This is a genomic window from Pseudomonas sp. 2848, from assembly GCF_003253945.1.
Taxonomy (GTDB): domain Bacteria; phylum Pseudomonadota; class Gammaproteobacteria; order Pseudomonadales; family Pseudomonadaceae; genus Aquipseudomonas.
In genome coordinates, this window is sequence record NZ_QKZD01000001.1 from 281,075 (window position 1) to 305,417 (window position 24,343).

At 63.8% G+C, this 24,343-nt stretch carries 27 protein-coding genes; 18 read left to right on the forward strand and 9 right to left on the reverse strand.

Annotated features, from left to right (window positions below; translation table 11 throughout):
- Positions 1 to 107 precede the first annotated feature (107 nt).
- Positions 108 to 944, forward strand: coding sequence for a mechanosensitive ion channel family protein (locus DFS21_RS01315; protein ID WP_023631294.1), 837 nt, complete (start codon positions 108 to 110; stop codon positions 942 to 944).
- Between the two features lie 198 nt (positions 945 to 1,142).
- Positions 1,143 to 2,381: an MFS transporter gene (locus DFS21_RS01320; protein ID WP_110700435.1), complete on the forward strand. Its 1,239-nt coding sequence runs from the start codon at positions 1,143 to 1,145 to the stop codon at positions 2,379 to 2,381.
- 89 nt (positions 2,382 to 2,470) lie between these two features.
- Here DFS21_RS01320 and DFS21_RS01325 read toward each other — a convergent pair whose 3' ends face one another.
- Entirely contained in the window at positions 2,471 to 4,018 is a 1,548-nt protein-coding gene (locus tag DFS21_RS01325; RefSeq protein WP_110700433.1) for an AmpG family muropeptide MFS transporter, read from the reverse strand.
- 44 nt (positions 4,019 to 4,062) lie between these two features.
- Positions 4,063 to 4,416: an MGMT family protein gene (locus DFS21_RS01330; RefSeq protein ID WP_110700431.1), complete on the reverse strand. Its 354-nt coding sequence runs from the start codon at positions 4,414 to 4,416 to the stop codon at positions 4,063 to 4,065.
- 152 nt (positions 4,417 to 4,568) lie between these two features.
- On the opposite strand from DFS21_RS01330, the gene DFS21_RS01335 reads away from it, so the two are divergent.
- From DFS21_RS01335 to groL, 5 genes are all read left to right on the forward strand, one after another.
- A complete protein-coding gene (locus tag DFS21_RS01335; protein WP_102682688.1) occupies positions 4,569 to 5,576 on the forward strand; it encodes a DUF481 domain-containing protein in 1,008 nt (335 codons plus the stop codon).
- Positions 5,577 to 5,738: 162 nt separating this feature from the next.
- Entirely contained in the window at positions 5,739 to 6,464 is a 726-nt protein-coding gene (locus tag DFS21_RS01340; RefSeq protein WP_110700427.1) for a HugZ family protein, read from the forward strand.
- 66 nt (positions 6,465 to 6,530) lie between these two features.
- Positions 6,531 to 6,992: an FxsA family protein gene (locus DFS21_RS01345; protein ID WP_110700425.1), complete on the forward strand. Its 462-nt coding sequence runs from the start codon at positions 6,531 to 6,533 to the stop codon at positions 6,990 to 6,992.
- A 274-nt stretch (positions 6,993 to 7,266) separates the two neighbouring features.
- A complete protein-coding gene (locus DFS21_RS01350) occupies positions 7,267 to 7,560 on the forward strand; it encodes a co-chaperone GroES (RefSeq protein WP_003260750.1) in 294 nt (97 codons plus the stop codon).
- Positions 7,561 to 7,607: 47 nt separating this feature from the next.
- Entirely contained in the window at positions 7,608 to 9,248 is a 1,641-nt protein-coding gene (gene groL / locus DFS21_RS01355) for a chaperonin GroEL (protein WP_046856989.1), read from the forward strand.
- Positions 9,249 to 9,355: 107 nt separating this feature from the next.
- On the opposite strand, the gene DFS21_RS01360 is transcribed toward groL, so the two are convergent.
- On the reverse strand, positions 9,356 to 10,084 hold the full coding sequence (locus tag DFS21_RS01360; protein WP_111531713.1) for a phosphatase PAP2 family protein: 729 nt from the start codon (positions 10,082 to 10,084) through the stop codon (positions 9,356 to 9,358).
- Positions 10,085 to 10,146: 62 nt separating this feature from the next.
- Here DFS21_RS01360 and DFS21_RS26595 point away from each other — a divergent pair, with 62 nt between their 5' ends.
- The 6 genes from DFS21_RS26595 to DFS21_RS01385 all read left to right on the forward strand — a co-directional run bounded on the left by DFS21_RS26595 (position 10,147) and on the right by DFS21_RS01385 (position 13,986).
- Positions 10,147 to 10,284 carry a hypothetical protein gene (locus DFS21_RS26595; RefSeq protein ID WP_158539539.1) on the forward strand — a complete coding sequence of 46 codons (138 nt, stop codon included), beginning with the start codon at positions 10,147 to 10,149 and terminating at the stop codon, positions 10,282 to 10,284.
- The gene (gene colR, locus DFS21_RS01365; RefSeq protein WP_102682693.1) at positions 10,265 to 10,948 is read left to right on the forward strand and encodes a two-component system response regulator ColR; all 684 of its coding nucleotides are present in this window, start codon (positions 10,265 to 10,267) and stop codon (positions 10,946 to 10,948) included. Before DFS21_RS26595 ends, colR begins: the two co-directional genes overlap by 20 nt.
- Entirely contained in the window at positions 10,938 to 12,263 is a 1,326-nt protein-coding gene (locus DFS21_RS01370; RefSeq protein ID WP_110700421.1) for a HAMP domain-containing sensor histidine kinase, read from the forward strand. Before colR ends, DFS21_RS01370 begins: the two co-directional genes overlap by 11 nt.
- A gap of 107 nt (positions 12,264 to 12,370) precedes the next feature.
- Positions 12,371 to 13,051 (forward strand): class I SAM-dependent methyltransferase, encoded by a 681-nt coding sequence (locus DFS21_RS01375; RefSeq protein ID WP_111531714.1) that lies wholly within the window; start codon positions 12,371 to 12,373, stop codon positions 13,049 to 13,051.
- A 6-nt stretch (positions 13,052 to 13,057) separates the two neighbouring features.
- Positions 13,058 to 13,759, forward strand: a complete 702-nt coding sequence (locus DFS21_RS01380) for a lipopolysaccharide kinase InaA family protein (RefSeq protein WP_046856984.1) — start codon at positions 13,058 to 13,060, stop codon at positions 13,757 to 13,759.
- A complete protein-coding gene (locus DFS21_RS01385; protein ID WP_102682697.1) occupies positions 13,756 to 13,986 on the forward strand; it encodes a hypothetical protein in 231 nt (76 codons plus the stop codon). The genes DFS21_RS01380 and DFS21_RS01385 overlap by 4 nt, the downstream gene beginning before the upstream one ends.
- Positions 13,987 to 14,043: 57 nt before the next feature.
- Here DFS21_RS01385 and DFS21_RS01390 read toward each other — a convergent pair whose 3' ends face one another.
- The 6 genes from DFS21_RS01390 to gatC all read right to left on the reverse strand — a co-directional run bounded on the left by DFS21_RS01390 (position 14,044) and on the right by gatC (position 19,216).
- Entirely contained in the window at positions 14,044 to 14,430 is a 387-nt protein-coding gene (locus DFS21_RS01390; protein WP_102682698.1) for a carboxymuconolactone decarboxylase family protein, read from the reverse strand.
- Positions 14,431 to 14,440: 10 nt separating this feature from the next.
- On the reverse strand, positions 14,441 to 15,484 hold the full coding sequence (locus tag DFS21_RS01395) for a calcium/sodium antiporter (RefSeq protein ID WP_110700417.1): 1,044 nt from the start codon (positions 15,482 to 15,484) through the stop codon (positions 14,441 to 14,443).
- Positions 15,485 to 15,545: 61 nt separating this feature from the next.
- Positions 15,546 to 15,920, reverse strand: coding sequence for a septal ring lytic transglycosylase RlpA family protein (locus tag DFS21_RS01400; RefSeq protein WP_046856981.1), 375 nt, complete (start codon positions 15,918 to 15,920; stop codon positions 15,546 to 15,548).
- 84 nt (positions 15,921 to 16,004) lie between these two features.
- On the reverse strand, positions 16,005 to 17,450 hold the full coding sequence (gene gatB / locus DFS21_RS01405; RefSeq protein ID WP_110700415.1) for an Asp-tRNA(Asn)/Glu-tRNA(Gln) amidotransferase subunit GatB: 1,446 nt from the start codon (positions 17,448 to 17,450) through the stop codon (positions 16,005 to 16,007).
- An 11-nt stretch (positions 17,451 to 17,461) separates the two neighbouring features.
- On the reverse strand, positions 17,462 to 18,913 hold the full coding sequence (gene gatA, locus DFS21_RS01410) for an Asp-tRNA(Asn)/Glu-tRNA(Gln) amidotransferase subunit GatA (RefSeq protein ID WP_110700413.1): 1,452 nt from the start codon (positions 18,911 to 18,913) through the stop codon (positions 17,462 to 17,464).
- Positions 18,914 to 18,928: 15 nt separating this feature from the next.
- Entirely contained in the window at positions 18,929 to 19,216 is a 288-nt protein-coding gene (gene gatC, locus DFS21_RS01415; RefSeq protein ID WP_094010209.1) for an Asp-tRNA(Asn)/Glu-tRNA(Gln) amidotransferase subunit GatC, read from the reverse strand.
- A gap of 203 nt (positions 19,217 to 19,419) precedes the next feature.
- Between gatC and mreB the strand changes: the two genes are divergently transcribed.
- The 5 genes from mreB (at position 19,420) to rng (ending at position 24,289) form a co-directional block, all read left to right on the forward strand.
- Positions 19,420 to 20,457: a rod shape-determining protein MreB gene (mreB, locus tag DFS21_RS01420; RefSeq protein ID WP_003255163.1), complete on the forward strand. Its 1,038-nt coding sequence runs from the start codon at positions 19,420 to 19,422 to the stop codon at positions 20,455 to 20,457.
- A 213-nt stretch (positions 20,458 to 20,670) separates the two neighbouring features.
- The gene (gene mreC / locus DFS21_RS01425; RefSeq protein ID WP_371926739.1) at positions 20,671 to 21,660 is read left to right on the forward strand and encodes a rod shape-determining protein MreC; all 990 of its coding nucleotides are present in this window, start codon (positions 20,671 to 20,673) and stop codon (positions 21,658 to 21,660) included.
- Positions 21,660 to 22,148, forward strand: a complete 489-nt coding sequence (gene mreD, locus DFS21_RS01430) for a rod shape-determining protein MreD (RefSeq protein WP_102682705.1) — start codon at positions 21,660 to 21,662, stop codon at positions 22,146 to 22,148. Before mreC ends, mreD begins: the two co-directional genes overlap by 1 nt.
- A gap of 29 nt (positions 22,149 to 22,177) precedes the next feature.
- Positions 22,178 to 22,777 (forward strand): nucleoside triphosphate pyrophosphatase, encoded by a 600-nt coding sequence (locus DFS21_RS01435; RefSeq protein ID WP_111531716.1) that lies wholly within the window; start codon positions 22,178 to 22,180, stop codon positions 22,775 to 22,777.
- 54 nt (positions 22,778 to 22,831) lie between these two features.
- Entirely contained in the window at positions 22,832 to 24,289 is a 1,458-nt protein-coding gene (gene rng, locus DFS21_RS01440; protein WP_046856978.1) for a ribonuclease G, read from the forward strand.
- Positions 24,290 to 24,343 lie beyond the last annotated feature (54 nt).

The following is a 24,343-nucleotide window of genomic DNA, read 5'->3' on the forward strand; positions in this document are numbered from 1 at the left end:
GGCGGCCCGGAACCTTGATGGCGCATTGATGTCCATCGGGGTCCGGGCCGCTGGCTTTGCGCTGCCCGCTTCACTGTGTACTTGCCGTTCGGCATCAGGAGATAAACATGGATTTGAACGCTGAAGTCGATCAGCTCGTTCGCCAATCGCAGACCTGGGTTCCCTTGATCATGGAGTACGGCAGCCGCCTGTTGCTGGCGCTGCTGACCCTGGCCATCGGCTGGTGGATCATCAACAAGCTCAGTGCCCGTCTTGGCAAGCTGGTGGGCCTGCGTGCCGACGCTGCGCTGCAGGGCTTCATCAGCACCCTGGCCAACATCGTGCTGAAGGTGCTGCTGATGGTCAGCGTGGCATCGATGATCGGTATCGAGACCACCTCGTTCGTCGCCGCCATCGGTGCCGCCGGCCTGGCCATCGGCCTGGCCTTGCAAGGCAGCCTGGCCAACTTCGCCGGCGGTGTGCTGATCCTGATGTTCCGTCCGTTCCGTATCGGTGACTGGATCGAGGCCCAAGGTGTCAGTGGCACCGTGGACAGCATCCAGATCTTCCACACCGTGCTGCGCACCGGCGACAACAAGACCGTGATCATGCCTAACGGCAGCCTCTCCAACGGCATCATCACCAACACCAACCGCCAGCCGACCCGCAAGGTGGTGTTCGACGTGGGCGTGGATTACGACGCCGACCTGCAGAAGGCGCGCAATGTACTGCTGGAGCTGGCCCAGGATCCGCGTGTGCTGCAGGACCCGGCGCCGCAGGCGGTTATTTCGACCCTGGGTGACAGCTCGATCACCGTGTCGCTGCGCATCTGGACCAAGACCGCCGACTACTGGGACGTGATGTTCATGCTCAACGAGCATGCCCGCGACCGGCTCAAGGCAGAAGGGATCGACATTCCGTTTCCGCAGCGAGTGATTCGCGTGGTGCAGGAGACCGTGGCGTAACATAAGCGTCCGCGAAATCGGGGCCGCTTCGCGCCCCATCGCCGGCAAGCCGGCTCCCACAGGGTCAATGGTCAACCTGTAGGAGCCGGCTTGCAGGCGATGGGGCGCGAAGCGGCCCTGTTTTTTACACTTGTTCACAGCCAGGCGCTGCCATATCTGGCATACACCCTGATCTTGCCTGCCAACCCGATGTTCGCCATGAAACCTCTGCTGTATATCACCCCCCTGCGCGCCTTGCTGTTCGGCCTGACCCTGGCGCTGTTCGAACTGTTGACCTACCTGGCCAGCGACGCGGTCATGCCCGCCATGCCGGTAGTGGTCGGCGATCTCCAGGCCAGCCCCGAATACATTCCCCATGCCCTCAACCTCTACCTGCTGGGTGGCGTGCTGCTGCAGTGGCTGATCGGCCCGTTGGCCGACCGCTATGGCCGGCGCCCGCTGTTGCTGGGGGGCTGTGTGTTCTTCGGGCTGGCGTGCCTGGCGGCCTTCTGGGCCCAGGATATTGGTGTGTTCAACCTGTTGCGGCTGTTGCAGGGCATCGGCCTGGGCTTCGTGGTCACGGTCAGCTATCCGGCGCTTAACGAGGCGTTCAGCGAGGCCGACGCGGTGCGCATGATGGCGCTGCTGGCCAACATCGCGCTGCTGTCGCCGTTGCTTGGCCCGCTGGTGGGCACCTTGATGCTGCAGTGGCTGGACTGGCGCTGGCTGTTCGTGGCCTTCGCCGCCGGCGCGGTGCTGTGCTGGCTGCTGCTCTACCGGCTGATGCCGGAAACCCTGGGCGTGGAGCGCCGCGACGGTTCGCGCCTGCCGTTCACGCCCATCCACCTGCTGCCATTGCTGGCGGGTTACGGTCAGTTGCTGGGCAACCGTCGTTTCGTGGCCGGTAGCGCGGCGCTGGGGCTGGTGGGGTTGCCCCTTATCGGCTGGATCGGCCTGTCACCTGTGCTGCTGATCCATGATGAAGGTCTGAGCACGATGGAATACGCATTGTGGCAACTGCCGGTGTTCGGCGGGCTGATCCTGGGCAACCTGATCATCAACCGCATCGCCGATCGCTACCCGCTGCCGGCGTTGGTGCGTGGCGCCCTGTGGCCTTACCTGGCGGGCCTGGCGCTGATGGTCGCGGCCACCTGGTTCTGGCCGACGGTGACCAGTGTGGTGGCCGGCATGTCGCTGTACGCGCTGGGCCTGGGCGTCGCCAACGCGGTGCTGTACCGCATGACGCTGTTTTCCAGCGAGCAGAGCAAGGGCCTGGTGTCGGCAATGCTGGGGATGATCACTATCGCCCTGCTGGGCCTGGGCGGCGCGGTGTTGGCGATGCTGGGTGCCGGTGCGAGCCTGATGCATTTTGCCCTGGCCGCGGGCGTGGCGGGTGCGTTGGCGCTGTGGCCGTTGTGGTTCGTGATCGGCAGGCGCCGTGCGGTGGTTGCAGGCTAGACGCATCGCGGGGCAAGCCCGCTCCCACGCAGTGCCCAAAGAAAGTATGCGTGGGAGCGGGCTTGCCCCGCGATAAGGCCGATGATGGCTTAGTGTTGTTCAGCTGCCGGGCTCTCCACCGGCGCCGGCTTTCCCCGACCGACTTCCTGGCGCCAGTGCAGCGCGATCAGCACCAGCGTCGGCACGCCCAGCAGGGCGGTGACCAGGAAGAAGTCGTGATAGCCGAACTTCTCCACCATGACCCCGGAATAGCCGCCGATCAGGCGTGGCAGCAACAGCATGATCGAGCTGAGCAGGGCGTACTGGGTGGCCGAGAACTTCAGGTTGGTCAGGCTCGACAGGTAGGCGACGAAGGCCGAGGTGGCGAGCCCCGAACTGAAGTTGTCCAGCGAGATGGTGACCACCAGCATTTCCAGGTTCGGGCCCATGTCGGCCAGCATCAGGAACAGGATGTTGGTGGCCGCCGAGGCCGCGCCGCCGATGAACAGGATCGGCAGGATGCCGAAGCGCACGATCAGCAGGCCGCCGGCGCCAGCGCCGACCAGGGTCATGATCAGGCCGAAGATCTTGCTGACGCTGGCGATCTGGTCCTTGGTGAAGCCCATGTCGATGTAGAACACGTTGGCCATCACGCCCATCACCGTATCCGACATGCGATAGGTGGCGATCAGCCCGAGCAGCAGCAGGGCCTGCCAGCGATAGCGCACGATGAAGTCGTTGACCGGCGTGAGCACCGGCGCCAGGCCGCGACGACCGAGAGACGACAGGCACGCCCAGGTCAGCAGCACATAGAGGATCAGGCGCAGGAAGGCGCGGTCTTCGAGCAGCAGGTCGAACAGGGTGGCGTCGCCGAACGCCACGCTGCCCCAGTCGGTGTTGAACATCTGGGTGAAACTGGCCGGTACCGAGACCAGCAGGATGATCAGCACGAACACCGACGCCAGCTGGTGCATCAAGCCATAGCGCGCGGCCGACAGCTGGGTGCGCATTGGTACCGGTGGCTCACGCATCACCAGGGTGGTGAACACCGCCGGCAGCATCAGCACGCCGAACAATACGTAGGTGCCGGTCCAGGCTTCGTGCAGGTAGCTGAAACCGGTGGAGCCGAACCACTCGGCGAAGAACAGCGCACCGGCGGTGGCAAGCAGGGCGGCGACCCGGTAGCCGGCCATGTAGCTGGCAGCCAGGGCAGCCTGGCGCTGGTCGTCGGCGATTTCCAGGCGGTAGGCGTCGACGGCGATGTCCTGGGTCGCCGAGGCGAAGGCCACCAATACCGCCAGGGCGACCAGCCACGACAGGTGTTTCTGCGGGTCGCAGAAGCCCATGCCGACCAGCCCGAGCACCACCAGCAGCTGCGACAGCAGCAGCCAGGAACGGCGCCGGCCCATGCCGCCGAGCAGCGGCAGGCGCCACTGGTCGAGCAGCGGCGACCAGACCCATTTGAACGCGTAGGCGAGGCCGATCAGGCTGGCATAGCCGATGGTCTCGCGGGCCACGCCGGCTTCGCGCAGCCACACCGACAGCGTCGAGAACACCAGCATGTACGGCAGGCCGGCGGCGAATCCGAGCAGCAAAAGCACCAGAGTTGACGGGCTGGCATAGGCAGCGAGCGCAGCGCGCCAGGTTTTACGGGGCATGGGCCAACATCTGCCTCAAGGTTTGCGAAAACAAAGCGCGCACTCTAACCGCTGTGCTCCATCGGACGCCAGCCATGGCGCGCCATATCCACACGATTATTGGCCACATTCACGCCTTCTGCGCGCAGCCGGGCGCGTTGTTCGTCGCCAGACGGCGTGCCCAGGGCCAGGCTCAGCCTGCCACCCGCGCCCAGTACCCGGTGCCAGGGCAGGCGGGTGTCCTGGGGGAGCTGCGAAAGTGTGCGTCCGACCCACCGCGCCGCGCGGCCAAGGCCTGCAAGCTCGGCGAGTTGTCCGTAGCTGACGACCTTCCCCGGCGGTACCTGGCCGAGGACAGAATACACAGCCATTCGTCGGGCTTGTGCTTCCTGCGCAGCGGGCGGATCGAGGGCGGACATCAGAAGATCCCTGTGCTGCAGATGAAACCGGACAGAAGGTTGCGGCAAATGCGAGTGGAACTCATCGGCATGGTCTGGGTCTGTCCTTGCTCAGGTTGTCGGTATCTGGATAATGCCCGGCTTTTTCGTCGAATCGAACCCATATTGCGCTTATGTCTTCTAGAACCCTGCTGTGCCTCATCGCTGCGTCCCTTTGTACGCCCGTGCTCGCCGACACCGTGTGGATGAAGAACGGTGACCGCCTGAGCGGCAAGATCAAGGTCTTCGACGGCGGCAAGCTGCTGCTGGAGACCCCCTATGGTGGTTCGATCGCCCTGGACTGGAAGCAGGTGCAGACGCTGGAAAGCGATCAGGAACTGCTGGTCAAGCAAGATGCCTACAGCGGCGAAAAGGCCAAGGCGCTGAAGGCCGCCGAACCCGGCAAGGTGACCCTGGCCAACGGCGAGGCGCCTAAGACCGTCGAGCTGGCCAGCATCGAGCAGATCATGAAGCCGCGTCCGGTGCTCGAGGATTTCCTGTGGAAGGGCAACGTCGATGTGGCGATGGACTACAAGCGCGCCGAGAACAACACCGACGACTATGACGTCAGCTTCAAGACCACCGCCCGCCATGGCCGCTGGCGGCACAACGCCGAGGGCGAATACAACCGCGAGACCAAGGACGACGTCACCACCACCAACAACTGGAGCGCCGAGTACGCGCTGGACCGCTTCATAACCGAGAAGTGGTTCTGGCAGGGGCGCCTGGAATACAAGCGCGACCATATCGAGGATCTGGCCCGCCAGCGTACCGTCGGTACCGGCCCGGGCTACCAGTTCTGGGATGACGAGCTCGGCGCGTTCTCGCTGGGTTCGCTGATCAACCGCACCGACTTCGAGTACCGCGACGGTGGCAAGGACAACTTCTATTCCGCCGCGGTGAAATGGGACTACAACCGTTACCTGATCGGCAAGAAGGTCGAATTCTTCACCAATGGCGAATTCGGCAAGCCGCTGGGCGGCGTGGCCGACTACTCGCTGGATGCCGAGATGGGCCTGCGCTACAAGGTGACCGAGTGGGCTTCGCTCAACCTCAAGGCGGAAAAGGACCTGATCAAGGGCACCCGCGACAGCGACCTGGACAAGACCCGCTATACCGCCGGTTTCGGCGTTACCTGGTAGATCGCAGGGGCGCTGCGCGCCCCATCGCCGGCAAGCCGGCTCCCACAGGGGCACTTCGACTCCTGTGGGAGCCGGCGATGGTCTGCGCAGCATACCCAGTGGCAGTGGTGGGTGATAATGCTTATCTTGTCACCCATCCAGTCCGCCGCCAGGAGCCCTACAGTGAGTACCAACGCCCTTCGTCCCGCCCGGGAACTGCTGCTCAAGGAATACCGCGGCGTCCTCTCCACGCACTCCAAATCGATGCCCGGTTTCCCCTTCGGCTCGGTGGTGCCGTATTGCCTCGACGCCGACGGCCATCCGCTGATCCTCATCAGCCGCATCGCCCAGCACACCCACAACCTGCAGAAAGACCCCAAGTGTTCACTGCTGGTAGGTGAGCGCGACGCCGAAGATGTCCAGGCAGTCGGGCGCCTGACGGTGATGGCCCAGGCGCGTAAACTCACTGACGATGCCGCCATCGAGGCTGCTGCAAGCCGGTACTACCGGTATTTCCCCGAATCTGCGAACTACCACAAGGCCCACGATTTCGACTTCTGGGTGCTTGAGCCGGTACGCCACCGTTACATCGGTGGTTTCGGCGCGATCCACTGGCTCGATCAGGTGACGTTGGCCAATCCGTTTGCGGGCCAGGTCGAAAAAAGCATGATTGAGCATATGAATGACGATCATGCCAATGCCATTGACCACTATGTAAAACTGTCGGGGCTGCCGCGCTCGGCGCACATGGTCGGTATCGACAGTGAGGGCATGCACCTGCGTATTGGTCAGGGCATTTACTGGCTGCCTTTCCCAACTACTTGCAATACGCCGACACAAGTCCGTGAGGCTCTGGTTTTGCTGGCGCGCGCTGAAAAATGGCCGGATGCGACGCAAGTCGAGGGTTGAAAACAGGCGTCGAGGCATCCATCTGATGGTCTTACAGGAAGATTCTCTTCCGTCGAGGAACCCTTGATGCGTGCTTTTCTACTGCTGTTTCTTATTTTTCCTGTGCTGGAGCTGTTCGTCTTCGTCAAGGTCAGCGCCGCCATTGGCTTCTTCCCAGCGTTGCTGCTGATCATCGCCGGTTCCGCCCTGGGTGTGCTGGTGATGCGCGTGGCCGGCCTGGCTACCGCCCTGCGTGCCCGGGAGAGCCTGCAGCGCGGCGAACTGCCGGCCGAGGACATGTTCCAGGGCTTGATGCTCACCGTCGGTGGCGGCCTGTTGCTGCTGCCGGGTTTCATCAGTGACGTGCTGGGCCTGCTGTGCCTGCTGCCGTTCACCCGCCGCCTGGTGGCCGGCCGTATGCGCCGCCGCGCCGAAGAGCAGGCCCTGCGTCAGCGGGCGTTCCAGGATGATCCGTTCCAGGCCCAGCCCCGCGATGACGGCCACCGTCCGAACGTGATCGAGGGCGAGTACGAGCGTCGCGACAAGTAACGCCGAGGGAGGGCTGCGGGCTTGGTCGGCGATGGCTGGCGCTGTCGCGGGCCAAGCCTGCTCTCACGATGGCGTGGTGAAAAAATTTCCTTTCAAGCCTTGTAATCGATTTTGCCGGCCTCATGTATGTGGTCACCGCAAGGTTTCTGGTGGCGACACCAGACATGACACAGGTGGTTCGCCCTTTGCGGGCCACCCCCGGCAACGCCGGATCGAATCAACCTGCCGGTGCTGACACCGGCCGATGAAAACCACAATTTGGGAGAGATCGACAATGAAGCTTCGTCCTCTGCATGACCGCGTCGTCATCCGTCGCAGCGAAGAAGAATCGAAAACCGCTGGCGGTATCGTCCTGCCGGGTTCGGCCGCTGAAAAACCAAACCGCGGTGAAGTCGTTGCCGTCGGCACCGGTCGCATCCTGGACAACGGCGAAGTACGCGCGCTGGCCGTGAAAGTGGGTGACAAAGTGGTTTTCGGCCCTTACTCGGGCAGCAACACCGTGAAAGTCGATGGCGAAGACCTGCTGGTAATGGCCGAGAACGAAATCCTCGCCGTTATCGAAGGCTGATTTTCCGACTTCCCGTTACTCCAAAGAATTCCAAGGATTAAACGATCATGGCTGCTAAAGACGTAAAATTCGGCGATTCCGCCCGTAAGAAAATGCTGGTTGGTGTCAACGTTCTGGCTGACGCGGTAAAAGCGACCCTGGGCCCGAAAGGCCGCAACGTGGTCCTGGCCAAGAGCTTCGGCGCGCCGACCATCACCAAGGACGGCGTTTCCGTCGCCAAAGAGATCGAGCTCAAAGACGCTTTCGAGAACATGGGCGCCCAGTTGGTCAAGGAAGTTGCTTCCAAGGCCAACGACGCTGCCGGTGACGGCACCACCACCGCTACCGTCCTGGCCCAGGCCATCGTCAACGAAGGCCTGAAAGCCGTCGCTGCCGGCATGAACCCGATGGACCTCAAGCGCGGCATCGACAAGGCCACCGCCGCCGTCGTCGCCGAGCTGAAGAACCTGTCCAAGCCATGCGCCGATTCCAAGGCCATCGCCCAGGTCGGCACCATCTCCGCCAACTCCGACAACTCCATCGGTGAAATCATCGCCGAAGCCATGGAAAAAGTCGGCAAGGAAGGCGTGATCACCGTTGAAGAAGGCTCGGGCCTGGAAAACGAACTGTCCGTCGTCGAAGGCATGCAGTTCGACCGTGGCTACCTGTCGCCGTACTTCGTCAACAAGCCGGACACCATGGTTGCCGAGCTGGAAGGCGCGCTGCTGCTGTTGGTCGACAAGAAGATCTCCAACATCCGTGAGCTGCTGCCAGTTCTGGAAGCCGTTGCCAAGGCCGGCCGTCCGCTGCTGATCGTTGCCGAGGACGTCGAAGGCGAAGCCCTGGCTACCCTGGTGGTCAACAACATGCGCGGCATCGTCAAGGTCGCCGCAGTCAAGGCACCAGGCTTCGGCGATCGCCGCAAGGCCATGCTGCAGGACATCGCTGTCCTGACCGGCGGTACCGTGATCTCCGAAGAGATCGGCCTGTCCCTGGAAACCGCCACCCTGGAGCACCTGGGTAACGCCAAGCGCGTCATCCTGTCCAAGGAAAACACCACCATCATCGACGGTGCTGGCGAAGAGTCCGACATCCAGGCTCGCGTCACCCAGATCCGCGCCCAGGTTGCCGACACCACTTCGGACTACGACCGTGAGAAGCTGCAAGAGCGCCTGGCCAAACTGGCTGGCGGTGTTGCCGTGATCAAGGTCGGTGCAGGCACCGAAGTCGAGATGAAAGAGAAGAAAGCCCGCGTCGAAGACGCCCTGCACGCCACCCGCGCAGCCGTTGAAGAAGGCGTGGTGCCTGGCGGTGGTGTTGCCCTGGTGCGCGCCCTGGCTGCCATCGTTGACCTCAAAGGCGACAACGAAGACCAGAACGTCGGTATCGCCCTGCTGCGTCGCGCTGTCGAAGCGCCGCTGCGCCAGATCACTGCCAACGCCGGCGACGAGCCAAGCGTTGTCGCTGACAAGGTCAAGCAAGGTTCGGGTAACTTCGGTTACAACGCCGCTACCGGCGAGTACGGCGACATGATCGAGATGGGCATCCTGGACCCAGCCAAGGTCACCCGTTCGGCCCTGCAAGCCGCAGCTTCGATCGGTGGTCTGATGATCACCACCGAAGCCATGGTTGCCGACCTGCCGGAAGACAAGCCAGCTGCTGGCATGCCTGACATGGGCGGCATGGGTGGCATGGGCGGCATGATGTAAGCCAGCCTTACCCCCGGTAACAAGAAGAAGCCCCGCCTCGTGCGGGGCTTTTTCGTTTGCCGGATTTGGCGCCATCGCGGGGCAAGTCGGGTCGCCGCGATGGTTAATCAGGCAGCGCTGTGTTCGACCGCTGGTGTTTCGCAGCGGTTTCGGCGATACAGCACCAGGTAGTACGACCCTAGCCCGATCAGCCAGCAGAACACCGCCGTCCATACGTTGTGCGACAGGAAGTGCGCACCCTGCATCATCCGCCCGATCGACAGCACCGAGCCGGCCACGAAGGCCACTGCCAGCGCGACCCGGGCCAGACGTGGCTTGCGGTCACGCAGCATGAAGAACAGGCCGAACAGGCAGAACCCGGTCGCTGCATGCCCACCGGGCCAGCACAGGCCAGGCTTGTCGGTAGCCGGGCGGGCTTCGAGCAACTTGCTGTAGGTTTCCTTGCCACCGAACTGCGTCAGGCTCCACGGGCATTGCACCTGGGTCACCTTCTTCAGTGGTGTGACGAATGCCGTCGACAGCGCCAACGCCAGTACCAGGCAACCCAGCTCGCGGCGCCAGCCCAGCAGCCGGCTCCAGAAGAAGCTCAGGGCGAACCCGGCCACTGCCAGTAGACCGAACAGGATCACACCCTGCTTGACGCGGTCATGCAGGATATTCTCCAGCACATAGCTGTGGCGGCCGATGAACGCGCCGGCGGCCGGGTCGTAGAACAGGTTGGCCAGGTCCATGTCCAGCGAGGTCCACTCCAGCAGGACCAGGGTCATGACAGTGATGAATGGGATGCCCAGGTACAGCCAAAAATTGATCGGGCGAGGGGGGACGCTAGCCTGCATGGTGACTCCAGAAGGTGTAAGAGACGGGGCATTGTCGTTGGGCCGCTATCCTGTGTTCGTGAATGATCGGTGAAAAAACCGTCAAGTCCGGTGATTTCGATCCAGGGCATGGCACCATGCGGGCAAATGGCCGTAAGCTGCGCCTGCCGCGCCCGGCGAAGCGCCGCACAGGAGATTTCGATGCGCATTCTTTTGGTTGAAGACAACCGCGATATTCTGGCCAACCTGGCCGACTACCTCGGCATGAAGGGCTACACCGTCGATTGTGCCCAGGATGGCCTGTCCGGCCTGCACCTGGCCGCGACCGAACACTACGACCTGATCGTGCTCGACATCATGTTGCCGGGCATCGACGGCTATACGCTGTGCAAGCGCCTGCGCGAGGATGCCCGCCGCGACACCCCGGTGATCATGCTTACCGCCCGCGACCAGCTGGACGACCGCCTGCAGGGCTTCCGCTCAGGGGCCGACGACTATCTGCTCAAGCCGTTCGCGTTGTCGGAGCTGGCCGCGCGCATCGAGGCGGTGCTGCGGCGTGCCCAGGGGGGCGGCCGGCGCACCTTGCAGGTCGCCGACCTGAGCTACGACCTCGACACCCTGGAGGTGACCCGCCAGGGCCGCCTGCTCAAGCTCAACCCCGTCGGCCTGAAGCTGCTCGCCGTGCTGATGCAGAAGAGCCCCCACGTCCTGCGTCGCGAGGTGCTGGAAGAGGCGCTGTGGGGCGACGACTGCCCTGACAGCGACAGCCTGCGCAGCCATGTCCACCAGTTGCGCCAGGTCATCGACAAACCCTTCGAAAGACCGCTATTGCATACCGTCCATGGCGTCGGCTATCGCCTCGCCGAGGGCCGCGATGGAGTTTAAGCAGAGCCTTGCCCAGCGCATCATCATCGCCTTTGCGCTGATGAGCGCGCTGGTGGCTGGGGCATTTGCCTTTGGCATTGTCGCCACGGTGCATTTGGTCGAAGAGCGGTTGATCTCTTCGGTGCTCGGTGGCGACCTGCAGCGCCTGTTGCGCATGGACAGCGTCAGCGACTGGAGCCACCGGCCGCGCCCCGACCAGTTGTTCTACTTCAGTGGCGGGCGAGATGATTTCGAGCTGCCCAAGGACCTGCGCCACCTGGACGCCGGCTTCCACGAAGTGTTTCGCGACCAGCTCTCGTACCACGCCATGGTCGAGATCGTCGATGGCCGACGTTATGTGCTGTTGCAGGACCAGAGCGATTTCGAGGAGCGCGAGCGGGTGCTGTTCGCCGTTGTCGTGGTCGGCTTCGTGCTCAGCCTGGCCCTGGCGGTGATTCTCGGCTGGTTGCTGGCCCGGCGGGTGATGGCGCCGGTGATCCGCCTGGCGCGCCAGGTCCGTCACCGTGACCAGCTGCTGGGATTGGCACCGCCATTGGCACCGGATTATGCCGCGGATGAGGTCGGCCAGTTGGCCGTCGCCTTCGACGATACCTTGGGGCGCCTGCGTGATGCCTTGACCCGTGAGCGCTTGTTCACCAGCGATGTCAGCCACGAGCTGCGTACGCCGCTGATGGTCCTGGCCACCTCGTGCGAGCTGCTGATGGAAAACCCCAACCTCGAGAGCCGCGCGCGCAGCCAGGTCGAACGTATCGCCCGGGCGACCGAGGAGATGCGTGAGTTGGTGAAAACCTTCCTGATGCTTGCCCGGGCCCAGCGCGATGAAGGTGCAGTCGCTTCGCGGGCGACCCTGCGCGAGGTGGGTGACGACTTGATCGGGGTATGGCGCGATACCGTCGAGCAGAAAGGCCTGGCGCTTTACTACGATGGCCAGGTCAGTGCCAGCCCGGTGCTGTACAACGCCACCTTCCTGCAGTCGGTGATGGGCAACCTGCTGCGCAATGCTGCCCACTACACCGACAGTGGATACATCCGCCTCAGCCTGGAAGCCAATGGCTTCAGTGTGGAAGACAGTGGCGTGGGGATTCCGGAAGAACAGCGCGAGGCGATGTTCCGGCCGTTCGTGCGCGGTGACGAGCGTCGGGGCGAGGGGTTGGGGTTGGGCCTGTCGCTGGTCCAGCGCATCTGCGACGACCAGGGCTGGCGCGTGACCCTGACGGCGACGCTGCCCCACGGCTGTCGTTTCCAGGTCGATCTGAGCCAGGGCACCCCGATGGCGCATGGCGAAGGGTGTGGCGGGATATTGGATCCGGATTAACGTCCGGTAACACCTGCGGAGCTTTCCTACAGATTTTTCACATCGGCATGACCTGACGCCAACGCCCAACTGCCTAAGGTGGGCGCACTGGAGTCAGGAGATGCTCAATGCGTAGCCCCATCAAACTCGAATTCTCGGACAAGTACGATCGGGATCATGCCCGCCAGTACTTCCTCAAGCACCAGGATGGCCTGGCTCGACGCCTTTCCCACCAGCGCGACGAGCAGCTGGCCCGGCGCGCCCTGGCGTTGGCCGGCGAGCCCGGGCTGGTGCTCGACCTGCCTTGTGGCGCCGGGCGTTTCTGGCCGCTGCTGGCGGAAAAGGCCAACCGGGTGATCATCGGTGCAGACAACTCCGCCGCGATGATAGAGACAGCCTGTGCGGCACAACCGCCAGAAGTCGTCGCACGGGTACGGCCCTTGCAGACTTCCGCCTTTGCCATTGACCTGCCGGACAACTCGGTGGACAGCATTTTCTGCATGCGCTTGTTCCATCACATTGGCGACTCGGCGCATCGAAAGACAATTCTCTCGGAATTTCAAAGGGTTAGCCGAGACAGCGTGATCCTGTCGCTGTGGGTGGATGGCAATTTCAAGGCCTGGCGCCGGCGCAAGCTCGAAGCGCGGCGCAGTGCCAAGGCCACGCAGGACAGCTACCAGAACCGATTTGTGTTACCTGCGGCTACAGTGGAAGAAGAGTTTTCCTCAGCAGGCTTCAGAATTCAGGAACGTCTCGACTTTCTGCCGTTCTATGCCATGTGGCGAGTGTACGTATTGCGCAAGGGGTAAAGAGTCATGGCGGTAGCCCAGCATCATTCCAGGCAGTTCGATTATTACTGGCAGCAGCAAGGGGAATGGGTCGAGGAACCCAACCAGCGGCGTGGTGGCGAAAGCGGTGTGCAGCGGCTGAGCGATGACCATGGCCATATGCTGTATGCCAAACGCCAGGTCGGGCATATCTACCGCAGCCTCCTGCATCCTTTCGGGCGCCCCACAGTGTTGCGCGAACTCGACGCATTGCACAGTTTCGAGCAGTTGGGCGTGCGGGTGCCGCGTATCGTCTATGCCGGTGCCGAGCGTGACGCCGATCACCAGTGGCGTGCGTTGCTGGTCAGCGAGGCACTCGATGGCTTTGTCGATCTCGATGCCTGGCATGCCTCGGGAGCTCGCGAGCATTATCCGCAGGCGGTGCACGAGCGCATGCTCAAGGATCTGGCCGACAACCTGGCGCGCATGCACCTGGGGCATTGGCAGCATGGCTGCCTGTACGGCAAGCATGTGTTCGTCAAGGTACTTGGCGAGGGGGAGCAGGCGCGGGTGGAGGTCGCGTTGCTGGATCTGGAGAAATGTCGGCGACGGATCAGCTGCCAGCGAGCGGCGTACAACGACCTGCGTCAATTGCGCCGCCACTCGTCGTTCAATGAGGCGGAGTGGCAGACCTTGCTCTACTTTTACCAAATGGCGTTTGGCAGCGCTGTCAAAGGTTTAGAGCAATGAAACTAGAAATAGCTCGAGCTTTGTTCCTGGTTGCGGCGTTGGCGGTGACCACCGCTGCGGCGGCGGCCTGGGAGCAGCCGCGGCCCACGGTGTTCAGCAAGGCCGGGGAGGGTGGGCAGTGCCCATTGCCTCGTGTGGTGAAGGCTGACCAGGCGCAGGCTCAGCCGGATCATGATCTTTTACTGTTTCTGTTCGGGATGAGCCAGGGCCTGCGGCCGGTGGGTTGAGGCAGGTGGTCTTGACGTACGCCAGGGGATCTCCATGAGCCTCTGGCGTTTTGCCGTTTAATTCGCGGTGCTCGCCTGATAGCTGTCGATCACTTCCTGCGCCGCGCGAAACGCATCGATCGCCGCCGGCACCCCGGCATACACCGCGCAATGCAGCAGTGCCTCGCGAATCTCCTCGACCGTGCAGCCATTGTTCAACGCCCCACGCACGTGGCCCTTGAGTTCCTGCGGGCACTTGAGCGCGGTCAGGGTGGCCAATGTGATCAGGCTGCGGGTCTTCAGCGGCAACCCGTCGCGGGCCCAGACGCTGCCCCATGCATGTTCGTTGACGAAGTCCTGCAGCGGTTGGGTGAACGCCGTTGCGTTGCCCAGGGCGCGATCGACGAAGGCATCGCCCATTACCTGGCGACGGATGCTTTCACCGGTCTTTTTCTTGTCAGCCATGTTGTTTTCCTTAGTGTTGTCGGCGCCAGGCGCGGACCGTGGTGTACAGCAGTACGACCCCGAGCAGTGGCATTACATAGAACAGCATCAGCTGTTCGAGGCGTCCGGCCAAAGGCAGGCCGGTGGTGAAGGTCACCACGTGCAGGCCGTAGGCCAGGTAAAGACACAGGAACACCAAGCCTTCGGCGCGGGTAACCCGGTAGCCGGAATAGAACACCGGCAGGCACAGCGCGGCGACGCCGAGCATCACCGGCAGGTCGAAGTCCAGTGCATTGGGTGAAATCGACAAGGGGGCGGGGGTGGTCACTGCCGTCAGCCCCAGCACCGCCAGCAGGTTGAACAGGTTGCTGCCGATCACCGTACCCACGGCGATTTCCCGTTCGCCGCGCAGGGCCGCGATCAGCGCGGCAGCCAGTTCCGGCAGCGAGGTGCACACCGCGACCACGGTCAGGCCGATGATGCGTTCGGACAGGCCCAGGTCGGTCGCTACCTCGACGGCTGCCTCCAGTACCAGGTGGCCCGCCAGGCTCAGCAGCCCCAGGCCCATGAGGATCTGCAGCAGCGCCCCGCTCCAGAAGCGCAGCGGGCTGGCGTGCTCGGTGCGTGGCGCCGGGTACGTGCGGGCATAGTGCCGCGACTGATGCCAGAGCATGGCCAGGTAACCGGCCAGGCCGAGCAGCAGCAGGCCGCCTTCCAGCCGCCCCAGTTCGCCGTTGAGCGCGAGCAGGTAGACCAGGGCGCTGGCGAGGATCATCAGCGGGATATCCAGGCGCACCAGCTGGCGTGACACACGCAGCGGAATGATCAGTGCGGCAAGGCCCAGGATCACCAGCACGTTGAAGATGTTGCTGCCCACGACGCTGCCCACCGCGACATCCGGCGCGCCCTGGTAGGCGGCTTGCAGGCTCACGGTCAGCTGTGGCGCGGTGCTGCCGAAGGCGACCAGGCTCAGGCCGATGATCAGCGGGCGCACGTGCAGGCGGCCGGCCAGGCGCAGGGCGGCGCGTACCAGCAGCTCGGCACCGAAGATCATCAGCAGCAAGCCCAGGCCCAGTTGCAGCAGGCTGAAGGCGGGGAGGGTGGCCAGGTCGAAAATGGCGAGGGCTCCAGTCAGGTCAATCGCTCAGACCTTGTACCCGGACTCGCGCGGTTCCGCTACGGAGCATGCCGATTTTTTCTGCGGCGGCGCGTGACAGGTCGATCAGCCGGCCGCGGGTGTGCGGGCCACGGTCGTTGATGCGTACCACCACGCTGCGCTGGTTGGCCAGGTTGGTGACCAGCACACGGCTGCCAAAGGGCAGGCTGCGGTGGGCGGCGGTGAGGCCATGCTGGTTGAAGGGCTCGCCGCTGGCAGTGCGTTTGCCATGGTGGCGTGAGCCGTAATAGGAGGCGGTGCCGCTCTGGTCGTAGCCGCGAGGGTCGATGTCATGGCTGGCGCAGCCGGCCAGGAGGGTAAAGAGGGCGAGGGTGGTGAGGGAACGCTTGAGCAATTCGGAAGCTCCGCTGTCACTTCGAATCATCGCGGGGCAAGCCCGCTCCCACGATCTGGGAGCGGGCTTGCCCCGCGATCAGGATCACCCTTCGAGCTTGGCCTTGAGCAATTGGTTCACTTGCCCCGGGTTGGCCTTGCCTTTCGACGCCTTCATCGCCTGGCCGACGAAGAAGCCGAACATCTTGCCGCGCTTGGCTTCATCGGCGGCGCGGTATTGTTCGACCTGTTCGGCATTGGCGGCGAGCATCTCGTCGAGCATCTTGTCGATCGCGCCGGTATCGGTGACCTGCTTGAGGCCGCGGCTGGAGATGATGCTGTCGGCATCACCTTCGCCGGCGGCCATGGCCTCGAACACGGTCTTGGCGATCTTGCCGCTGATGGTGTTGTCACGGATGCGCAGCAGCATGCCGCCGAGGTGTTCGGCACTGACCGGCGACTGGTCGATCTCGACGCCGAGCTTGTTCAGCAGGCTGCCCAGTTCCACCATCACCCAGTTGGCCGCCAGCTTGGCGTCGCCGCCGATCTTCACCACCTGTTCGAAGTAGTCGGCCTGCTCGCGGCTGGAGGCCAGCACGTTGGCGTCATAGGCCGACAGGCCGTACTGGCTCTGGAAGCGCTCGACCTTCTGTGGTGGCAGCTCCGGCAGGGCGGCGCGCACGGTGTCGAGGAAGCCGGGCTCGATGACCACCGGCAGCAGGTCCGGGTCGGGGAAGTAACGGTAGTCGTTGGCTTCCTCCTTGCTGCGCATGGAGCGGGTCTCGTCCTTGTTCGGGTCGTACAGGCGGGTTTCCTGTACCACCTTGCCGCCGTCCTCGATCAGGTCGATCTGGCGCTGGATCTCGCTGTTGATCGCACGTTCGATGAAGCGGAACGAGTTGACGTTCTTGATTTCGCAGCGGGTGCCGAACTCGGTCTGGCCTTTCGGGCGGATCGACACGTTGCAGTCGCAGCGCAGCGAACCTTCGGCCATGTTGCCGTCGCAGATACCCAGGTAGCGTACCAGGGCGTGAATTGCCTTGACGTAGGCCACGGCTTCCTTGGCGCTGCGCATGTCCGGCTCGGAGACGATCTCCAGCAGCGGGGTGCCGGCGCGGTTCAGGTCGATGCCGGTGGCGCCGTTGAAGTCTTCATGCAGGCTCTTGCCGGCATCTTCTTCAAGGTGCGCGCGGGTCACGCCGATGCGCTTGATGGTGCCGTCTTCCAGGGCGATGTCCAGGTGGCCCTTGCCGACGATCGGCAGGTCCATCTGGCTGATCTGGTAGCCCTTGGGCAGGTCGGGGTAGAAGTAGTTCTTGCGCGCGAAGACGTTGCGCGGCCCGATCTCGGCATCGATCGCCAGGCCGAACATGCACGCCATGCGCACGGCCTCCTGGTTGAGCACCGGCAGCACGCCGGGCATGCCCAGGTCGACCAGGCTGGCCTGGGTGTTCGGCTCGGAGCCGAAGGTGGTGGCGCTGCCGGAGAAGATCTTCGACTGGGTGGCGAGCTGGGTATGAATCTCCAGCCCGATCACAACTTCCCATTGCATGTGTGAACTCCTCAGAAGCCGTTGGGGGCGCGGGTGTGCCAGTCGGTGACTTGCTGGTAACGGTGCGCGATGTTGAGCAGGCGGCCTTCCTGGAAATACGGGGCCAGCAGTTGCACGCCCACCGGCAGGCCATCGACGAAGCCGGCCGGCATCGACAGGCCCGGCAGGCCGGCAAGGTTGGCGGTGATGGTGTAGACGTCTTCCAGGTAGGCAGCGACCGGATCGCTGCTCTTGGCGCCAAGTTTCCAGGCCGGGTTCGGCGTGGTCGGGCCAAGAATCACGTCGACGTCGGCGAACGCGGCCATGAAGTCGTTCTTGATCAGGCGGCGGATCTGCTGCGCCTTGACGTAGTAGGCATCGTAGTAGCCTGCCGACAGGGCGTAGGTGCCGACCATGATGCGCCGCTGCACTTCCGCGCCGAAGCCTTCGCCACGGGAGCGCTTGTACAGGTCGGTCAGGTCTTTCGGATCTTCACAGCGATAACCGAAGCGCACGCCATCGAAGCGCGACAGGTTGGATGAGGCCTCCGCCGGGGCGATCACGTAGTACGCCGGGATGGCGTGCTGCATGTTCGGCAGGCTGATTTCCTTGACCACCGCGCCGAGCTTCTCCAGCTCCTTGACGCTGGCCTGGACCAGGTCGGCGATGCGCGGGTCGAGGCCGGCGCCGAAGTATTCCTTGGGCAGGCCGATGCGCAGGCCCTGCAGCGAGGCGTTCAGGTTGGCGCTGAAGTCCGGCACCGGCTCGTCGACCGAGGTCGAGTCCTTGGCGTCGAAACCGGCCATGCCTTGCAGCAGCAGGGCGCAGTCTTCGGCGGTGCGGGCCAGCGGGCCGCCCTGGTCGAGACTCGAGGCGTAGGCGATCATGCCCCAGCGCGATACGCGGCCATAGGTCGGCTTGAGCCCGGTGAGGTTGGTCAGCGCGGCCGGCTGGCGGATAGAGCCGCCGGTGTCGGTGCCGGTGGTGGCCGGCAGCAGGCGCGCGGCCACGGCGGCGGCCGAGCCGCCGGACGAACCACCGGGCACGTGCTCGAGGTTCCATGGGTTCTTCACCGCGCCGTAGTGGCTGGACTCGTTTGCCGAGCCCATGGCGAATTCGTCCATGTTGGTCTTGCCCAGGGTGACCATGCCGGCTTCGGCCAGCTTGGCGACCACGGTGGCGTCGTATGGCGCGGTGAAGTTGTCGAGCATCTTCGAGCCGCAGCTGGTGCGCACGCCGTTGGTGCAGAACAGGTCCTTGTGGGCGATCGGCGCACCCAGCAGCGCGCCGGTCTCACCAGAGGCACGGCGGGCGTCGGCGGCGCGCGCCTGCTCCAGGGCCTGTGCTTCGGTGACGGTGATGAAGCTGTTGAGCTGCGGGTCGAGCTGCTTGATGCGCGACAGCAGGGCGCCGGTCAGTTCTTCCGAGGAGAACGACTTGTCGGCGAGGCCGCGGGCGATTTCGGCCAGAGTGAGTTGATGCATGGCAGGCGCTATCCCTTAATCGATGACTTTCGGAACCAGGTACAGACCGTTCTCGGTCGACGGGGCGACGGCCTGGTAGCGGTCGCGCTGGTTGCTTTCGGTGACCTGGTCGGGGCGCAGGCGCTGGGTGGCTTCCAGCGGGTGGGCGAGGGGCTCGATGCCAGAGGTGTCGACGGCTTGCATCTGGTCGACCAGCCCGAGAATACTGTTCAAGGCATCGGTGAAGCGTGGCAATTCGCCTTCATTCAGGCCCAGGCGGGCCAGATGGGCGATCTTTTCCACGTCGGAGCGTTGAAGCGCCATGGGGATCTCCAGGGAAACGAAAAACGGAATGGGTCCGCAGATGAGGAACATGCCGGCATTCTGGCGGTCAAAGGGCCGCGAACATCGGCAGGCATGCTCGGAAAAACAACCAATTTAACATATTGGCTCCTTGCCCAAAATCCCTGCCATTGTTAGAGTTTGCCGCACTTTTTTACCCACGCTTTCCCCAGGGTCACTTTCCCATGTTCAAGAAACTGCGTGGCATGTTTTCCAGCGATCTGTCCATCGACCTGGGTACTGCCAACACCCTTATCTACGTGCGTGAGCGCGGTATCGTCCTGAATGAGCCCTCGGTTGTTGCCATCCGTACCCACGGCAACCAGAAAAGCGTCGTCGCAGTCGGTACCGAAGCCAAGCGCATGCTGGGCCGCACCCCCGGCAACATTGCTGCCATTCGTCCGATGAAGGACGGCGTGATCGCCGACTTCAGCGTTTGCGAAAAAATGCTGCAGTACTTCATCAACAAGGTGCATGAGAACAGCTTCCTGCAGCCCAGCCCACGCGTGCTGATCTGCGTGCCGTGCAAGTCGACCCAGGTCGAGCGCCGCGCCATCCGTGAATCGGCCCTCGGTGCCGGTGCCCGTGAAGTATTCCTGATCGAAGAGCCCATGGCCGCCGCCATCGGTGCCGGCCTGCCGGTCGAAGAGGCCCGCGGCTCGATGGTCGTCGATATCGGTGGCGGTACCACCGAGATCGCCCTGATCTCGCTCAACGGCGTGGTCTACGCCGAATCCGTGCGCGTCGGCGGCGACCGCTTCGACGAAGCCATCGTCACCTACGTGCGCCGCAACTACGGCAGCCTGATCGGCGAATCCACCGCCGAGCGCATCAAGCAGGAAATCGGTACCGCCTACCCGGGCGGCGAAGTACGCGAAGTCGACGTCCGTGGCCGCAACCTGGCCGAGGGCGTGCCGCGTGCCTTCACCCTGAATTCCAACGAAGTGCTCGAGGCGCTGCAGGAATCGCTGGCAACCATCGTCCAGGCGGTCAAGAGCGCCCTGGAGCAGTCGCCGCCGGAGCTGGCCTCGGACATCGCCGAGCGCGGCCTGGTGCTGACCGGTGGTGGCGCGCTGCTGCGCGACCTGGACAAGCTGCTGGCCCAGGAAACCGGCCTGCCGGTGATCGTCGCCGAAGACCCGCTGACCTGCGTCGCCCGCGGCGGTGGCCGTGCCCTGGAGATGATGGACAAGCACGCCATGGACCTGCTCTCCAGCGAGTGATCGCTGGTGCAGTAGTGTATGCCCAGGTTTACAGGTGACACGCACAGTGCTACCTGTAAGCGCTGTGCTGGCGCCCGCCCGGGCGCCTTTTCCGTCAACCCGCAAGCAGGCCGGTGCATTGCCCCATGTCCAATGACCTCCTGAGTCGTCCACGAGGAACGGCCCATTAAACCGCTTTTCTCCAAGGGCCCCTCGCTGGGCGTTCGCCTGCTCGTGCTGGTCGTGCTGTCGGTCGCGCTGATGGTGGTCGACTCGCGTTTCGACCTGCTCAAGCCGGTGCGCAGCCAGATGGGCTTGGTGCTGATGGAATCCTACTGGATCACCGACCTGCCGCAGCGCACGTGGCAGGGCGTGGCAGGCCAGTTCGGCAGCCGCACCGAGCTGATCGCCGAGAACGAGAAACTCAAGACCGAGGCCCTGCTGCTGCAGGGGCGCCTGCAGAAGCTGGCCGCCCTGACCGAGCAGAACGTGCGCCTGCGCGAGTTGCTAAATTCCTCGGCGCTGGTCAATGAGAAGGTCGAGGTCGCCGAGCTGATCGGGGTCGACCCCAATCCGTTCACGCACCGTATCCTGATCAACAAGGGCGAGCGCGATGGCGTGTTTCTCGGCCAGCCCGTGCTCGATGCCCGCGGCCTGATGGGCCAGGTGGTCGAGCTGATGCCTTACACCGCGCGGGTACTGCTGCTCACCGACACCACCCACAGCATTCCGGTGCAGGTCAACCGCAACGGTCTGCGCGCCATTGCCAGCGGCACGGGCAACCCGGAGCGCCTGGAGCTGCGCCACGTGGCCGACACCGCCGACATCAAGGAAGGCGACCTGCTGGTCAGTTCGGGCATGGGCCAGCGTTTCCCGGCGGGCTACCCGGTAGCCACGGTCAACGAAGTGATCCATGACTCCGGCCAGCCGTTCGCCATCGTCCGTGCCATCCCAACTGCCGCGCTCAACCGCAGCCGCTACATGCTGCTGGTGTTCAGTGACCGGCGCACGCCCGAGGAACGCGCCACCGAGGCGGCGATCGCCCAGGAAGAGGCCGACCGTCAAGGCGCTGGCCACGGCCAGGCACCGGCCACGCCGGCTGCATCTGCGGCGGGTAGCGCGGTTCAGCCTGTGCCCGGCGCAGCCCCAGCGACTGCGACGCCTGCGGCAAGCCCGGCAGCGGTGCCCCCGGCGCCTGCGAACACCCAACCCCGGAGACAATAATGGCCAGCACCCGTAGCAGAAACGGCTGGGCCATCTGGCTGAGCTTCGCCATCGGCCTGTTGCTCAGCGTCTCGCCCATGCCGCAGTTCATGGAAGTGTTCCGGCCCATGTGGCTGGCCCTGCTGCTGGCCTTCTGGACCCTTGCGGTGCCGGGCAAGGTCGGCATGACCACCGCGTTCCTGCTTGGTTTGGCCGAGGACGTGCTGTACGGCACCCTGCTCGGCCAGAACGCCCTGATCCTTACCCTGATCACTTTCCTGGTGCTTTCGTTGCAACAGCGCCTGCGCATGTTCCCCATGTGGCAGCAGAGCCTGGTGATCCTGGTGATCTTCGGTATCGCCCAACTGATCCAGCTGTGGCTCAGCGCGTTGACCGGCAATCGCCTGCCAACCCTGGCCCTGGTCTGGTCCGCGGTGATCAGCGCCTTGCTCTGGCCGTGGGTCAGCTTTGCCCTGCGCGGCCTGCGCCGTCGCTTGCATATTCACTGACGCGCCGCCACTGACAGGGAGATGTCCACATGACCCAGCTGTACTTGGCCTCCGGCTCGCCACGCCGCCGTGAACTGCTGAACCAGATAGGTGTGCCGTTCACAGTCGTCAGCGCACCCATCGATGAAACCCCGTTGCCGGGCGAAGCACCGACGGCCTACGTCGAGCGCCTGGCCCAGGCCAAGGCCGTTGCGGGCTTCGCCTACACGGATGGGGTAGGGGTGGTGCTGGGCGCCGACACCACCGTGGTGCTCGATGGCCAGATCCTTGGCAAGCCGGAGAATCGCGAGCAGGCCTTGGCCATGCTCGGCGACCTGTCCAAGCGCGAACACCAGGTGCTCACCGCCGTGGCGCTGACCGATGGCCAGCGCAGTATCAGCCGCTGCGTCAGCACCACCGTGCGTTTTCGTACCATCTCCTTCGAGGAGGCGCTGCGCTACTGGGACAGCGGTGAACCTGTCGACAAGGCCGGCGGCTATGCCATCCAGGGCCTGGGCGCTGTGTTTGTCAGCGGCATCGAGGGCAGCTACTCGGCCGTGGTCGGGCTGCCCCTGAGCGAAACCGCCGAACTGCTCGAGCAATTCGGCGTGCCATGTTGGCAACTGCAAGAGGATTCCGCACAGCGCTAGCCAGCCACGCCGCAGCAATCCATCATTACCCCAGACCACTGACGAGAGCGCGCCATGAGTGAAGAGATCCTGATCAACATCACCCCGATGGAATCACGCGTGGCGGTGGTGGAGAACGGAGTCCTGCAGGAGGTGCATGTAGAGCGCACCCAGCGCCGTGGCATCGTCGGCAACATCTACAAAGGCAAGGTAGTGCGGGTATTGCCGGGCATGCAGGCGGCTTTCGTCGATATCGGCCTGGAGCGGGCGGCGTTCATCCATGCCTCGGAAATTTCCCAGCGCGAAGGCTCGGCCGTGGAGACCATCACCGCACTGGTCCACGAAGGCCAGGCGCTGGTGGTGCAAGTCACCAAGGATCCCATCGGTAGCAAAGGCGCACGCTTGACCACCCAGCTGTCGATTCCGTCGCGCTACCTGGTGTACATGCCGCGCAGCAGTCATGTCGGCATCTCGCTCAAGATCGAGGAAGAAGCCGAGCGCGATCGCCTCAAACAGGTGGTCACCGACTGCATGGCCCAGGAAGACATGAAGGATGCCGGGGGCTTCATCCTGCGCACCGCCGCAGAGGGTGCCCGCGCGGAAGATATCCTCCAGGACATCCGCTACCTGCGCCGCCTGTGGGAGCAGATCGGCTCGCAGATCAAGACCTGCGGAGCGCCCGTGGTCATCTACGAAGACCTTGGCCTGGCGCTGCGGACCCTGCGCGATCTGGTCAACCCCAAGATCGAAAAGATCCGCATCGACTCGCGGGAGACCTTCCAGAAGACCACCCAGTTCGTGGCCGAATTGATGCCGGAGATCGCCGATCGCCTGGAGCACTATCCCGGCGAGCGGCCGATCTTCGACCTGTATGGGGTGGAGGACGAAATCCAGCGGGCCCTGGAACGCAAGGTGCCGCTCAAGTCCGGCGGCTACCTGGTGGTCGACCCGGCCGAGGCGATGACCACCATCGACGTCAACACCGGTGCGTTCGTCGGCCATCGCAACCTTGAAGAGACCATCTTCAAGACCAACCTCGAGGCGGCCACCGCGATTGCCCGGCAACTGCGCCTGCGCAACATCGGCGGGATCATCATCATCGACTTCATCGACATGGAGGACGAGGAGCACCAGCGCCAGGTCCTGCGTACCCTGGAGAAGCAGCTCGAGCGTGATCACGCCAAGACCAACATCATCGGCATCACCGAGCTGGGCCTGGTGCAGATGACCCGCAAGCGCACCCGCGAAAGCCTCGAGCAGGTGTTGTGCGAGCCCTGTGCGGCGTGCCAGGGGCGTGGCAAGCTGAAGACCCCGGAGACGATCTGTTACGAAATTTTCCGCGAGATCCTTCGTGAAGCCCGTGCCTACCAGGCCGAGGGCTATCGTGTGCTGGCCAACCAGAAGGTGGTGGATCGGTTGCTCGATGAAGAATCGGGTAACGTTGCCGAACTTGAAGCGTTCATCGGGCGAACCATCCGTTTCCAGGTGGAGTCCATGTATTCCCAGGAACAATACGATGTGGTGCTGCTCTGACCCCTTCTAACAGCGGTTGCCCCATGGACGGGCTGGCAAAGCGCTTTACACCGG

Excerpts from the sequence above, each read along its gene's own strand:
- DFS21_RS01345 (WP_110700425.1), top strand. The coding sequence starts at position 6,531 with ATGCGTGCTTTTCTACTGCTGTTTCTTATTTTTCCTGTGCTGGAGCTG.
- DFS21_RS01325 (WP_110700433.1), bottom strand. The coding sequence starts at position 4,018 with ATGCCCCGTAAAACCTGGCGCGCTGCGCTCGCTGCCTATGCCAGCCCG.
- colR (WP_102682693.1), top strand. The coding sequence starts at position 10,265 with ATGCGCATTCTTTTGGTTGAAGACAACCGCGATATTCTGGCCAACCTG.
- DFS21_RS01370 (WP_110700421.1), top strand. The coding sequence starts at position 10,938 with ATGGAGTTTAAGCAGAGCCTTGCCCAGCGCATCATCATCGCCTTTGCG.
- gatC (WP_094010209.1), bottom strand. The coding sequence starts at position 19,216 with ATGGCGCTTCAACGCTCCGACGTGGAAAAGATCGCCCATCTGGCCCGC.
- mreD (WP_102682705.1), top strand. The coding sequence starts at position 21,660 with ATGGCCAGCACCCGTAGCAGAAACGGCTGGGCCATCTGGCTGAGCTTC.
- gatA (WP_110700413.1), bottom strand. The coding sequence starts at position 18,913 with ATGCATCAACTCACTCTGGCCGAAATCGCCCGCGGCCTCGCCGACAAG.
- DFS21_RS01335 (WP_102682688.1), top strand. The coding sequence starts at position 4,569 with ATGTCTTCTAGAACCCTGCTGTGCCTCATCGCTGCGTCCCTTTGTACG.
- DFS21_RS01380 (WP_046856984.1), top strand. The coding sequence starts at position 13,058 with ATGGCGGTAGCCCAGCATCATTCCAGGCAGTTCGATTATTACTGGCAG.
- rng (WP_046856978.1), top strand. The coding sequence starts at position 22,832 with ATGAGTGAAGAGATCCTGATCAACATCACCCCGATGGAATCACGCGTG.
- gatB (WP_110700415.1), bottom strand. The coding sequence starts at position 17,450 with ATGCAATGGGAAGTTGTGATCGGGCTGGAGATTCATACCCAGCTCGCC.
- DFS21_RS01315 (WP_023631294.1), top strand. The coding sequence starts at position 108 with ATGGATTTGAACGCTGAAGTCGATCAGCTCGTTCGCCAATCGCAGACC.
- DFS21_RS26595 (WP_158539539.1), top strand. The coding sequence starts at position 10,147 with ATGATCGGTGAAAAAACCGTCAAGTCCGGTGATTTCGATCCAGGGCAT.
- DFS21_RS01360 (WP_111531713.1), bottom strand. The coding sequence starts at position 10,084 with ATGCAGGCTAGCGTCCCCCCTCGCCCGATCAATTTTTGGCTGTACCTG.
- DFS21_RS01350 (WP_003260750.1), top strand. The coding sequence starts at position 7,267 with ATGAAGCTTCGTCCTCTGCATGACCGCGTCGTCATCCGTCGCAGCGAA.
- DFS21_RS01385 (WP_102682697.1), top strand. The coding sequence starts at position 13,756 with ATGAAACTAGAAATAGCTCGAGCTTTGTTCCTGGTTGCGGCGTTGGCG.
- DFS21_RS01320 (WP_110700435.1), top strand. The coding sequence starts at position 1,143 with ATGAAACCTCTGCTGTATATCACCCCCCTGCGCGCCTTGCTGTTCGGC.
- DFS21_RS01435 (WP_111531716.1), top strand. The coding sequence starts at position 22,178 with ATGACCCAGCTGTACTTGGCCTCCGGCTCGCCACGCCGCCGTGAACTG.
- mreB (WP_003255163.1), top strand. The coding sequence starts at position 19,420 with ATGTTCAAGAAACTGCGTGGCATGTTTTCCAGCGATCTGTCCATCGAC.
- groL (WP_046856989.1), top strand. The coding sequence starts at position 7,608 with ATGGCTGCTAAAGACGTAAAATTCGGCGATTCCGCCCGTAAGAAAATG.
- DFS21_RS01390 (WP_102682698.1), bottom strand. The coding sequence starts at position 14,430 with ATGGCTGACAAGAAAAAGACCGGTGAAAGCATCCGTCGCCAGGTAATG.
- DFS21_RS01375 (WP_111531714.1), top strand. The coding sequence starts at position 12,371 with ATGCGTAGCCCCATCAAACTCGAATTCTCGGACAAGTACGATCGGGAT.
- DFS21_RS01330 (WP_110700431.1), bottom strand. The coding sequence starts at position 4,416 with ATGTCCGCCCTCGATCCGCCCGCTGCGCAGGAAGCACAAGCCCGACGA.